At 58.0% G+C, this 12,271-nt stretch carries 8 protein-coding genes; 4 read left to right on the top strand and 4 right to left on the bottom strand.

Features of this window, described 5'->3' with window-relative positions; all coding sequences use genetic code 11:
- Positions 1–506: 506 nt before the first annotated feature.
- Positions 507–2,405, top strand: coding sequence for an ATP-dependent nuclease (locus ACTZWY_RS18970; RefSeq protein ID WP_444792278.1), 1,899 nt, complete (start codon positions 507–509; stop codon positions 2,403–2,405).
- A 53-nt stretch (positions 2,406–2,458) separates the two neighbouring features.
- On the opposite strand, the gene ACTZWY_RS18965 is transcribed toward ACTZWY_RS18970, so the two are convergent.
- From ACTZWY_RS18965 to ACTZWY_RS18950, 4 genes are all read right to left on the bottom strand, one after another.
- Complete coding sequence (locus ACTZWY_RS18965; protein ID WP_444792277.1) at positions 2,459–3,400, bottom strand: retron St85 family RNA-directed DNA polymerase; 942 nt, start codon at positions 3,398–3,400, stop codon at positions 2,459–2,461.
- 1 nt (position 3,401) lies between these two features.
- Complete coding sequence (locus ACTZWY_RS18960) at positions 3,402–4,304, bottom strand: retron St85 family effector protein (protein WP_444792276.1); 903 nt, start codon at positions 4,302–4,304, stop codon at positions 3,402–3,404.
- Between the two features lie 820 nt (positions 4,305–5,124).
- Complete coding sequence (locus tag ACTZWY_RS18955; protein ID WP_444792275.1) at positions 5,125–5,727, bottom strand: hypothetical protein; 603 nt, start codon at positions 5,725–5,727, stop codon at positions 5,125–5,127.
- A gap of 24 nt (positions 5,728–5,751) precedes the next feature.
- The gene (locus ACTZWY_RS18950) at positions 5,752–6,510 is read right to left on the bottom strand and encodes a ParA family protein (protein ID WP_444792274.1); all 759 of its coding nucleotides are present in this window, start codon (positions 6,508–6,510) and stop codon (positions 5,752–5,754) included.
- Positions 6,511–7,063: 553 nt separating this feature from the next.
- On the opposite strand from ACTZWY_RS18950, the gene mobC reads away from it, so the two are divergent.
- The 3 genes from mobC to ACTZWY_RS18935 all read left to right on the top strand — a co-directional run.
- Positions 7,064–7,696, top strand: coding sequence for a plasmid mobilization relaxosome protein MobC (mobC, locus tag ACTZWY_RS18945; protein ID WP_444792273.1), 633 nt, complete (start codon positions 7,064–7,066; stop codon positions 7,694–7,696).
- Positions 7,686–10,595 carry an LPD7 domain-containing protein gene (locus ACTZWY_RS18940; protein ID WP_444792272.1) on the top strand — a complete coding sequence of 970 codons (2,910 nt, stop codon included), beginning with the start codon at positions 7,686–7,688 and terminating at the stop codon, positions 10,593–10,595. Before mobC ends, ACTZWY_RS18940 begins: the two co-directional genes overlap by 11 nt.
- Positions 10,588–12,271: type IV secretory system conjugative DNA transfer family protein (locus ACTZWY_RS18935; RefSeq protein WP_444792271.1), on the top strand; the 1,684-nt coding region annotated here is incomplete at its 3' end. The genes ACTZWY_RS18940 and ACTZWY_RS18935, both read left to right, overlap by 8 nt.

The raw sequence follows: 12,271 nt of genomic DNA, 5'->3' as shown, positions 1-12,271 counted from the left end.
TTCATGGAAGCGGACATTCGCTGCAGCCGCAGAATGGACCAATGTGACCGGCGGCTTGTGGCAGAAAGCGTAGTTTGCAAAGTCGCGGGTCTTGGTCGCGGTTCTCGACGTGCCCGGCCCAGAGCGGTCGGTCGGCCGATCAAGCAGGGTTCGCCGAAGCGGTCGCTCAGGAATGGCGTACCATGCGACAGCAGCCAGCCTCATAGCGGACCATGACACGACACGCCGCAGATGATAGCCTCCAGTCCTGAAACCCCTGCGGAGAAACTGCAAGTCATCCCATGCCGATTAATACGATATGCATGTAACGCGCCATTGCCGAAGACTCTCCGCTTGCAGAGGTGCGCACTGCCGCATAGGCTGCACGAATTCGACGTCCTTCGCCAGACACGTGAGATTAAAGGACGGAAATGATGCGCTCCGATTTGTACTGAGGAAGGTTATTACCCTTATGCATTATTACATGGATAAATATGTTGCCTGAGAACCGGTCAAAGCTAGTAAACATGACAGTGCGCAATATAGGCTGCATTGGATCTGAAGGAATCACAGTCGCATTGGATGATGTCGTGTGCATCGTAGGTCGGAATAACTCAGGAAAGTCGACCATTCTGCGGGCCTATGAGCTTGCACAGGGAGCGGAGGCTTTTGATTGGTCGAAGGACAGATATGCAAATGCTGAAGAGAACAATCCATCGGAGATCATTCTAGAAGTACATATCCCCGACGGTCTCGCGAATATAGATGAGAAGTGGAAAGAGAGTCGAGGCGATCTTCGCATCGTCACCAGTCGATGGCAATGGAGAATGGACCACCAAGAAGGCAAGAAGCCAAAACGCGAGACAAAAGCGCCAGGTCAAGACCTCGCAATAAACGATGGGTATGCTCTGGAAAACAAAGCAGGTGGGGCGGACAATGTCTTCAAATCGCGCCTCCCTCAACCAGTTAGAATCGGCTCCCGAAGCGATCCTGTTGAGGCAGAGAAAGCGCTAATGAAACTCGTTCTTGAGCCCGTAGGTACTGCCTTAACGGCTGCCACCTCGGACTTAAGTACGTCCATCGGGCAGGCTGTGGAGATGCTAGAGAAAGGGGTGGCGACAGTAGTAGGAGAGCAAACGGATCGCTTCAGTGATGCCATTTCTGAAGTCCATAAAGGTTTCACGGGTGTATTCCCAGAACTCGCCATTTCTCTTGATGTGCAGGCTGCGCCACCGAAATTTGACGCTGCGAAATTGATCACCGATGGATCAGGGCTACGTGTCACCGACCGAGGCGTAGATGTGAGACTCTCTCAGCAGGGCGCTGGTGCGCAGCGAGCCTTGTTTTGGACTATGCTACAAGTACGAAATCGACTTGATGCTGACAAAAAGGTTCGGGAAAGCAAAATTAAAGAGCTCGAAAAGGCAGAAGAGAAAGCCAAGGACGATGATTCAAGGGATGTTATCCGGGCACAAATTAGCTCGATTCTTGCAGGCGGCGCGCTCCCAGAAGATGTGAATGACCCAGCATTTCCAGGTTATATCTTGCTTATTGACGAACCTGAGAATGCCCTACACCCTTTAGCCGCACGTGCGGCTCAGAGGCAATTGTACGAGCTCGCTTCCCAGCCAGAGTGGCAGGTGATGATGACAACCCACTCGCCTCTCTTTGTGAACCCTGCAGTTGATCACACCACCATTGTGCGACTTGAGCGAGATGGCGATGATGGACGGTTCAGGCCTAACCTCTTCCGCACAGATGACGCCGGCTTCTCGGGAGATGATAAGCAGGTACTTCAAGCTATCCAGGAAATGGATCCAACCTTCTGTGAAGTATTCTTTGGCACCTTCCCGATAATTGTCGAAGGCAATACTGAGCATGCCGCATTCATCGCAGCGGTTGTCGAGGCGGGACACGAGCTCGTTGACCATATGAGCATCATAAAGGCACGCGGGAAACCTCAAATCGCAGCCGTTATGAAGATGCTGATACACTTTCGTAAAGATTTCGCGGTGCTGCACGATAGCGACTGGCCCCTCGGGACCAAAAAGAAACAAGATGGAACATACGTGAAATCGCCGTCTTGGACGCAAAACTTCAACATTTACGAACTGGTGCATGAAGCTAGATTAAGAGGAATTGGGGTTGCTCATCAGGTGAGCATACCAGACTTCGAAAGGCGCATAGGCTTACCTCGTGGAACAGGCGGCAAACCATTTGAGGCCTATGAAGCTATTCGGAGTTCACCTGAGATTAAGTCCGAAGTGCAGGAATTACTTGAAAGTCTAAAGAAGATCGAAAAATATGACATAACACGTGAACTTCCTCCTCTTGACATAGAAGGCTTCCAGGAAAGTTTGCGCGTTTCACTGCGTGCTCGAGTCAAAGCTAATATTGACGACGATGGATATCGCTTAGGTGAGTAAGACAACCTAAACCATTAAAAGCAAACCTAAAGGGGTCAACTAAGTTCTTCCAACTAAAACATCGCCAATGGAATATCAAAAGCACCACTCCGCAGAAGATCAATTTGTTTCTTCCCATACTTCTCAATAAGTCGCAACTCAAAATCAGGCTCGATATCAATCGCGAATGAAAACAATCCTCTCAGGTAAAATAAGCTTGTAGCGTCAATATCCTGATTCACCCAGCGATGGATCAATGCTTTGATTTCTCTTTTTCGCTCCCGACCTATCGATAACGTATGCTGTGGAGTGACAACGATTCCCGTAACAACTCGGCGATATTTCTTTGAGAGGTAAGCAGTTTTCTCGTGGTTGAGTTTAAGCCACAGGTGGGGAACGACACGCTTGTTTTCGATGATGACTTTCTCAATCCCATCAAGCTGCCCGGGCTCGAAGGATGAAACGAACAAGTCGTCAGCGTAACGAGTATACACTAGGCCTTTCGCATGACATACTTCATGCATACGGCGATCAAACTCGAACATCATGGTGTTTGTAATCGCTGGAGAACTTGGCGCACCAATCGTCAATTTACCATTTCTGCATACTATATTTCCTATGAATTCCAGATCACGCTCAGAAAGCTCGATGCCGACTGACGTCGCTTGCTCGCCAATATATTGAACTACCCGCGCCTGAGAGAACGATGGGAAGAAGTTTGAAAAGTCAAAGCGATTGGTGAACTTGGTTTTACGGTGACGTTCTGCATTTGCTCTGATTCCTGTACCTTTCCGATAGGCAGTTGCAGATTCATGCACAGGAAACCGATTAATAAGTGCCCGCACAATCCAACGTTGGATGGCTTTGAGCTCTCGGCTGGGATGTTCAATTATCCTCTCACCACCTGTCCGTTTGGGGATGGTGTAGATCTTGTAGCGGCGGCTTGCGCTTTCCGCCAAGCTTAATAGTTTGGACTCTGGTATTTTAGCCGTTCTACTTAGGAGTTCAATCAACATATCAAGCTTCCAACAGAGCGCTGAATTCAGGATCTGCGCCAAGATAAATGGTCGAGATATCCACCATCAGCACATCCCGTTCAGTTTTCGCGCCATCTTTTATTTTCAGGATCAGATTTTCCGCCTCGCATGGCTTGAGATGACCGTATTCTCCCACCTCAACCAAACGCCCTGAGCCAACGAGGATGGATACAATCTGCTTCGTTTTCGACGGCGCGATATGGCCTGAGAAAACGCCCTTGAGAACTGCTTCAATGTCTTCGACCGTCGCGATTCCAAGAATTGAAACGAGCATTTGCACTATCGCAAAGAGTTCAAAGCTCTCCATCTCCGAGAAAGCCTTGATCTGAAGCGCTCGACGTGTCTTATGCAGTGGAGCCCTATCAATCAAGCGCTGAGAAACTATATTGAAAGAGGGGTTATTGTAGTCAAACTGTACATTTGGTTGAAAAATCGAAACATCTGCAATCTTTTTTGCAGGCCCGATTGATATGAAGCTATCCTTTTTCAAATGAGCAGCATCTATTACAAGTAATATTTTTTTTGCTATGTTTGGAATAGCTGAAAAATATCCTGTCTCCGCAATAGAGCCAGGAGCTTCGGGGAAAATCACAATAGAATGCGAAAGTTGACCTATCAATTCTTCAAAAATCGTGATGTCAAAGGGCTCATTATCACCAAGCGTCCAGTATTTGCGCATGGCGAATTCTGGTTCAAAAAATTCATAACCTGGCAAAAGTTTTCCAAATTCGCTTTGGAACCGGCGCCGCATATCTGGCGGTTCACTGCCACCACAGACAAAAACGATGTTGCTTTGCCTTGGAATCGTGAAGCCATTATTGAAAATCTTGTAGAGCCGCTTGCGCAGTGATTTGTGATCATCACTGCGCAAGGGGTGGTCCATCCGTTTCTCTTACTTAAGCGTCCGACTTCGGGACATTTTTCGGCACCGAGACGGAACATAGTGGAGGCCGGTGACGAAAAATGTTCCGAAGTCGGCGCCCAATGTCGTTCAATCAAATACAGCCTGGCAAAGCGCCCGGCATAGAGTGTCTTCACAGAAACACCCAGCTAAGAGAGTCTCAACTATACTGATTTCTCGGGAGGCTGCAATAGGTCTGTCAAGCGAAATTCCTCGTTGCCGAAAGCGGAGCGAATATACGGTGCAATCATCACGAGATTCAGCAATGGGCTTAGGCTGTGAGGAAACACCTAGGTCGAGCGAGTCAAGACCTGCGCCCATGGCGCGCCAGCTTGCAAACTCCGCCCACTGCCAACTTCGGTTGTTGAGCCGCGGGGAGGCGACTGGCTGCTTTAGCCATTTTCTGCGACTGCAATGATGAAGGTCAAAGGCCGCTGTCCGCCCTCTACGTCTATCACCCGACACACGCCGCACTCTGCATGAAGGTCCGCAATGAAGCTGGCTGTAGCCGACTGCCCCTGCAGCATCTCAACTTGGCCGAATGTCCGGTCTGGTGGTTTGAGCATGGGCAAGCCCCGCGAGCGGGGGCGGGCTGCTGCGGCGTTGCCCTGAGCCCTGAGCGCACCTGCTCCCTGCCCCAAGGCGCGGCGTTGGCTGTCTCATCCTGAGCCAGCCCCTCGGCCCGCGGGGGCATGGTCGCATGCACGCCCAGGTCTCAGCCCTACGGGGCTGCATCCCTCTTGCGTTTCAAAGTGCACGTCAGAGCAGTGGCGAAGGCCCCCATCAGAAACCGCCCCGCCTTTCACGGCACCGCGGCTTTGAGCTTTACGATCAGGGCATCCAGGGCGTCCAGCCAGAGCGGCTCGATCTGGCCGCGCAGCAATTGGGTGGCCATCATGGCGCCGGGGTCTTTGGCGCTCTCGGCAAGCTGCGCAAGGATGCGCTCGGGGACCGGCTTTTGCAGCCGGATGCTGTAGGCGGCCCATGTATCGCCCTTTTGGGCAGGCACATAGACCGGGCCAGGCTTGAAGGTTTTCCGGGCCGATTTCATCGCCGCACTCAGGATCAGCTCGATCCTGTATCCGGCTTGCGCCAGAGCCAACAGATCCTCCTTGTGGCGGGTGAGCGGCCACAGGGTGATCGAGAAGGCGCGCGCCGGTTTGTGCGCGGTCATGGCCCCGTTCACTGTCGCACGTGGGAGGGGCACGCGCAGTGCATCCTGCGCAATCGGCGCAACTGGCGATGCGACCTGCGCGGGCGCTTCCGGTTTCCGCCGTGTCACAGACGGTGTCGGCTGCGGCCCGCGCTGCTCTGCCCGTTCCATGACAGGTGGCGCGCTGTCGAACACCGCATCTGCATAGACCGGATCGATCGCCCCAATTCGGGCTATCCTGCGTTTTGCCATACGCTCAGCTTTCCTTTCGGGGTCTTACTCTGCGGCCGCATGGGTCAGCATGTGATTGAAGATCACAGCGACCTCATGGAGCGCGTCCTCGTAATGGCCGGCCTGCCCACGGACCAGCGGGTTTGGATCGTCGCGCTTTTTCCGGGCGATGGCGCCGAGCAGGCCAAGGCTCTCCATATCCTTGTAGGCCTTGCGCTCGCGCACCGCATAGGGAAACAACTCCAGCTCGGCTTTGATGCGCGCGAACAGATCCTTCTCGATGGGGCTGAGCTTTTCCGCACCGTTGCGGGTGCGGCTGTCATAGCGGGTCAGAATGCTGAAATGGCGTGGCAGCAATTCCGGCTCTTCGACCCGCCCGTGCAACCCCTTGTACCATTGATAGGTCGCGACCGCACCGTTCACGTTGTTCTCGGTCAGGATGACTGGTGTGACGATGAGACTGGCCTGCACGGCAACATGATCGGCCCATGTGCCCGCAACACCGGCCGTGTCGATGATGATGAAATCATGGCTCTCGGTCTCAAAGGCCTCGTCCAGGATCGCGACCAGGGCGTCAGTGTCTTTCGCCTCGATATGCGACAACAGGGGCGAGCCATTGCCATGTGCTTCGGCCCGCCGCGCCCAGCCTGCCAGTGATCTCTGGCGATCGGTGTCGACCAGCAGCACCCGCTTGCCGGAATGGATCATCGCCGAGGTCATGGCGGCACAGATCGTGGTTTTTCCGGCCCCGCCCTTGATCCCCATCACCGCCACCACAACCGGCGGGTTCGCCTCATCAGACATATTTTTCTACTCTCTCTGTCACGGGGTCTGGCCATCCGGCCATCACATTGCGACACAACTCTAGATAGAGTGCGCGAGGTGTTCAATGCGATATGCTGGATGCTCAATGCTCAATGCTATGCGCTGCATGCTCTATGCTGAACGCTCTTTGCTTGAATGCTTGGCGCTACATGCTGAACGCTGGATGCGAATTGCTGAATGCTGCGTGCTTTTTGCGATATGCTGATTGCGAAATGCTGGATGCTGATCGTTTTTTGCTGGATGCTTTTTGCTGGAGACCCCGTTTTTTCGAGATAATAGCGCGATTTGTGTCCCTCAGGGCAGTTTCGCCACAAAACACGCTCTTGCGCCCTCAGCACGGCGCTGCGGCGCGGCAACGGGCCATTTCGCGCGCGTCGTATTGAGCAAAGGCCGCGCGGCATTGCTGCCTCCGTCTCGGCCAGAACCATAACACCGCAACACCACTGGTAGTTGAATCACGTATTGACGCGATTCCGGCATCTGCCTACCCGAGAGGGGGAAGACAGAGGTGTTATGTAGCAGGAAATGGATATTGACTACACACAACACAAACGCGCGTGACAAGGCGGTGGGCAAGCCCCGGCTGACGCCTGCGCAGCGCCAGGCGATTGCGCAGGCGCGGGCGCAAGGGATCGCGACCAAAGTGCTGGCCGTGCGCTATGGCGTGTCGGTTCAGACCATCCGCAACATTGCGCGCGGGGTGCAGATGGCGCGCGCGCAGGCCCGGTCCGAGACGGCGACTGTGACCGCGCGGGTGCCGGTTGCGGATATCCGGGCCTTTGATGCGCTGATCGCACGGCTCGGGGGTGAGCAGAGATCGCGCGTGCTGCGTGCCTTCATTCGCCACCCTGCCGGATATCTCGGTGCCGATGCGGAGTTGGCCGAGGGCATCCGGGAGATGCGCCGCGAATTGTCGGCGATCGGATCGAACCTCAACCAGATTGCGCGGCGGTTGAATGACCCGCGGCTGTTGCCAGAGGCGCGCAAGCTCAGTCGTCGCGAGGTCGAGGTGCTGCGCGCAACGCATGCTGCCGTCACCCGATCGCGCGATCATCTGGCCGTGTTGATCGGGACCAAGGCGCGCGGGCGCGATGCGGCTTTCCGGGCAATCGTGGGCGATGCGATGGCAGGGGATGCGACCCCGGAGGCCGCGCATGTCGGCTAGGCCAGATGCCGTGAGCGCGGCCATGGGCACGCTCTTCGACGAAGGCTGGACGCGGGGCCCGGGCGGACGGGGCGATGAGCCTGCGCCGAAGTCCTTCGGCCGCCGCGGGGGTGGGACCCGCAGCTATCAGCATATGGCACGGGCGGCGGCGGGCAATCGGGCGGTGGTGGTCAAGCTGGTGCGCGGGGGCGGGTGCCATGACAGCCGCCAGCTGGGCAATCAGCTGGAATATCTGACCGGCAAGGCGGACCGGGTGTTTGACTCCATGGGCACGTTCGAGCAGCGCGGGCCGCTTTCCGGGGATGAGGCGCGCGAGGCTGCCCTGCGCTGGAGCGAGGGCTGGGCGGGGATGACCTCTGCGGGCCAGACAGCGCATCTGATCCTGTCATTTCCCCATGACACCGACAGCCGCGATGTGCAGGCGATCACCGCGCGCTTTTGCGAGCGGTTCTTTGAGGGCCAGTTCGACTATATCGCCGCCACCCATAGCGACCGCGCGCATCCGCATGCGCATATCGTCGTGAACCGGCGCGGCGAGGATGGCCGGCTGTTCACACTGCGCGCAGGCTCTGAGCACAGCTACGAGACCTACAAGGACGCCCTGGTCGAGCTGGGCCAAAACTATGGTGTGGCACTGGAGGCCACCAGCCGCTTGCAGCGCGGCATTTTGCATCGCGCGCCCACAGATGCCGAGTATCGCCGGGGCAGGACGGCTGATCGCCCGCGCATGGGGGCTGATCTGGACTATGCGCGCGGCCAGATCGCGCGCCATGCCGAAAGCTATTCCGCGCTTGCCGCCCATGCGCGCGGGATCGAGGCCATCGATCATTCGCGTTTCACCCGTGGCGAGATCGCGTCTTACACGCCCCTCTTTGATCTCGCCCAAAACCTTCAGCGCGCGGCCGCCGATCTCGGTGCAGGGCGCAGCCTTCAATCCCAGAATTACGGAGCCATCCCGATGTTACAACAAGAGCGGTTCACTCAGGCCCTGCAGCGCCTCGATGCGGTCATGGCGCAGGCCGAGGCCCGGATTGCGGCAGCCGCACCGGGTGAGCGCCCACGAGAAGAGGCACGCCTCAGCGACGCACTTTCAAAGCTGGACGCCCTGCTGCCTGCAGAGGCGCGCGATCAGGAGTTGGCCGGGGCGCCCAGCGAGGAGGGCATTTATGCGAAGCAGAACGCGGCCATCGCGCTGGAGCATGTCGCGCGCGTGGGCGAAGGGCGCATCCGGGAGGCTGCGGAGGGCAGCGGGATCAGCGGGGATGCGATCATGGCGCGGCTGCGCGAGGGCGCGCCGAATTCTGCGCTTGAGCAAGACTGGCTGATGGATGATCTGCGCAGCGTGGCCGCGCATCACGGGTTCGATCTCTCGAAACAGGGGGATCTCGACCGCGCGCTGGAAGAGGTGGACCGTGTGCATGACCGCATTGGCGAGGATGTGGGCCTCGATCTGACGCCGGAGCAGCGTGAGGCCATAGAGGAGAAGACGTCCCGCAATATTCAGGGTGCTATCACGGATATGAGGCGCGAGGGCTTTGACAGGGCATCGATCTCGTCGCGGTCCTTTGAAATTGAGGATCAGGCGCGCGCTGAGGCCAAGGCCGAGGTGCTGGGGGTGGTCCCGCAGGTGGAAAGCACGCAGCAAGGGGAACGAGCAGCGCAAGCGGATAAGTCTGCGCAGGACAATACGGCCGTACAAAGCGAAGAAACCGGCACAGCGCGCGCGGGCGATATCACTGAGGCAAAGCGCTGGCTTGATCCGCTGGATACGCCTGCAAGCTATTATGACCGCTTTGTCGTGACCAAGCAGGGCGACCGCCAAGAATTCTACCGCCATTACGATGATGCCCGCGCGGCCATTGTCGATACGGGCGATACGCTGAGCACCAAGGCCGCCGACAAGGCGACGGCGCTCGACATGGTCAATCTCGCCGCCCATCGTGGCTGGAACTCCATGAAAGTGACTGGCCCGCAGGACTTCCGGCGCGAGATGTGGATCGAGGGGGCGGCCAAGGGCATCAAGGTCGAGGGCTACACGCCCAATGCGCGCGATGTTGAGGAAGCCACGCGTCGCAGTGACATGGAGCGCCCGCGCAGTTTGCAGCGCACCGACGGGCCTGTCACGGAAAAGGGCGACAGGGGCCGTGAGGCAACGCGTGACCTTTCCCGCGATCCTGCGGGCAGTTCCTCCAACACCACTTGGGGCGACAGGATTGATTACAGCCAGGGCGTGCGCGGGACCATCCTTGCGCAGGGCACGCGCCCGTATCTGGACCGCCCAGGTGCGGCCGCATCGCCTTATGTGCGTTTGCAGCTCGAGAGTGGCCGCGCCCATGATGTCTGGGGCATGGGGGTTGCCAAGGCGCTCGGCGATCAGGGGGTGAAGACGGGCGACACCGTCACCCTGTCCTCAACCCGTTCCGAGCCTGTCACCATCACGACGCGTGATCCTGTGACGAATGCCGTGGTGGAGAAACAGGGCAGTCGGCGTGCCTGGGAGGTGCAGGATATCCAGCGCGGCGCAGGAACGACGACTGGGACCAATACGGGCACCACCGCTGGCACTGGCACCGCCGCCGCGACTGCCGCCGCCGCCGGCGTGCTGATCGCCGCGAAATCCGATCTGGCCAGACTGCCCGCGCCAACCGATGCCGAGCGTGCCGAGGCCTATCGCGAAGCGGTGGAGGAACGCCTGACCCCCGACGAGATCGCGCGCCTGAAGCAAGGCGATATCTCCGGGCTCGAGGGGGTGGGCTCGCGCGAAGACCAGCTGTCTGTCGCGCGCGAATATCTCAAGGCCGAGGGGAACTCGCAGCCTGCGCTTAAACAAGTGACCGAAGACTGGTTCGACGAACGTGCGGCCAATGCGGCGCAAGACCGCGGAGTAGGCCATGATTAAGACACGCGTACTGGCAGGCCTTGGCCTCTTTGCCGCGCTCGGGCTTTCGCTCGCCTATATTCTGGCCACAGGCTATCTGGCGCTCAAACTCACCGGCAGTGCCGCCACGCTCGATTGGGGCCTCCTGGTGCAGAACTGGCAAGCGATCCGGCTCCACCATCCCGATATCTGGCAGGTGGTCCGGCTGATCTTTCTGTTTGCCACTTTGGGCACGCTGCTGCTGGGCTCTTTTGTCGTCCATGAAGGCCTGACCCGGTTTGGCGAGACCCATTGGCAGACCAAGCCCGAGTTGAAGCGCAACGGCTTTTTTGCAAAGCCCGGGCGCGGGTTTCTGCTCGGCAAGATGGGCTCGCCAAAGTCAGCTGCGAAATTCCTCTGCTCGACCACGTTTCCGCATTGTCTGGTTGTCGCCCCCACAGGCCGCGGTAAAGGGACAGGCTTTGTGATCCCGAACCTTCTGTGCTTTGTCGGCTCCGCCGTGGTGCTCGATGTGAAGGGCGAGAATTTTGACAAGACCTCGCGCAAGCGCCGTGCGCGCGGTGACAAGGTCTGGCGCTTTGCCCCGGTCGATTGGGACCGCCCCACGCATCGCTATAACCCCCTGCAGCGCATCGCGGCGCTCCCCAATCCCGACCAGCGCCAGATGGAGCTGCGCAAGACCGCCAATCTGTTCCTGCAAGCCGATGGCGAGAATGCCAAGGGCCTGCTCGAAGGCGGCATCGATCTCTTTGTCGCCTGCGGGATCCTTGCGATGGAACGCAACCTGCCCACCATTGGCGAAATCTACCGCCTGGCCTCTTCGGGGGGTGACAAGACCAAGCAATACGCAGGCTATGCCGAGGAAGTCCGCAGCGCCTCTGCGCGTCTGATCTTTGAGCGCATGGCTTCGACCAATGATCGCACTCTGACCTCTTATCTCTCGCTTTTGATGACCTCGGGGCTCAGCGCCTGGGACAACCCGACCATTGACCGCGCCACCGCCGTGTCGGATTTCGACTTCTCGAGCTTCCGGCGCAAGCCGCAAACCGTCTATCTGGTGGTCTCGCCCGACAATATCCGGCCCTTGGCGCCGCTGATCCGACTGTTCTTCTCCGACCTGATCGCGAGCCTGCAGGACCATGAACCCGGCGAGGACGAGCCCTGGCCCGTGATGATTATGCTCGATGAATTCGACCGCTTGGGCAAGATGCCGATCGTGGCCGAAAGCATCAAGACCCTGCGGTCTTATGGCGGCCATCTTGCGATCATCACCCAGACCATCCCCGCCCTCGATGAAATCTATGGAGAAAACACCCGCCTCTCGCTGCAGGGCGGGGCCGGGGTCAAGCTCTACATGACCCCGTCGGAGAAGCGCACTGTCACCGAGGTCAGCGAGGGTGTGGGCATGACCACCAAGCGGGTGGTGTCGAAATCGCGCGCCATGGGGCGGGGCATGTTTGACACCAATCTCAGCGAGCGCACCGAAGAACGCCCGCTTCTGACCGAAGATGAGGCCGCGCGGCTCGATCTTGATGACATCATCCTCGTGATCGACGGCCAGCACCCGGCCCGCGCCAAGCGGATCAAATACTATGAGGACGCGAAACTCCGGCATATGTTTGAAGGGCAGGCGGGGGAGTACCCTCTACCGCTCGGGGGCAAGCTGAACGCGCAGGACGCAGCCGAGATCGATGCTA

This window comes from Roseinatronobacter sp. NSM (genome assembly GCF_052379845.1).
Taxonomy (GTDB): Bacteria; Pseudomonadota; Alphaproteobacteria; order Rhodobacterales; family Rhodobacteraceae; genus Roseinatronobacter.
The sequence above is the reverse complement of the archived record's forward strand: the minus strand, read 5'-3'. Positions and strand labels throughout refer to the sequence as shown.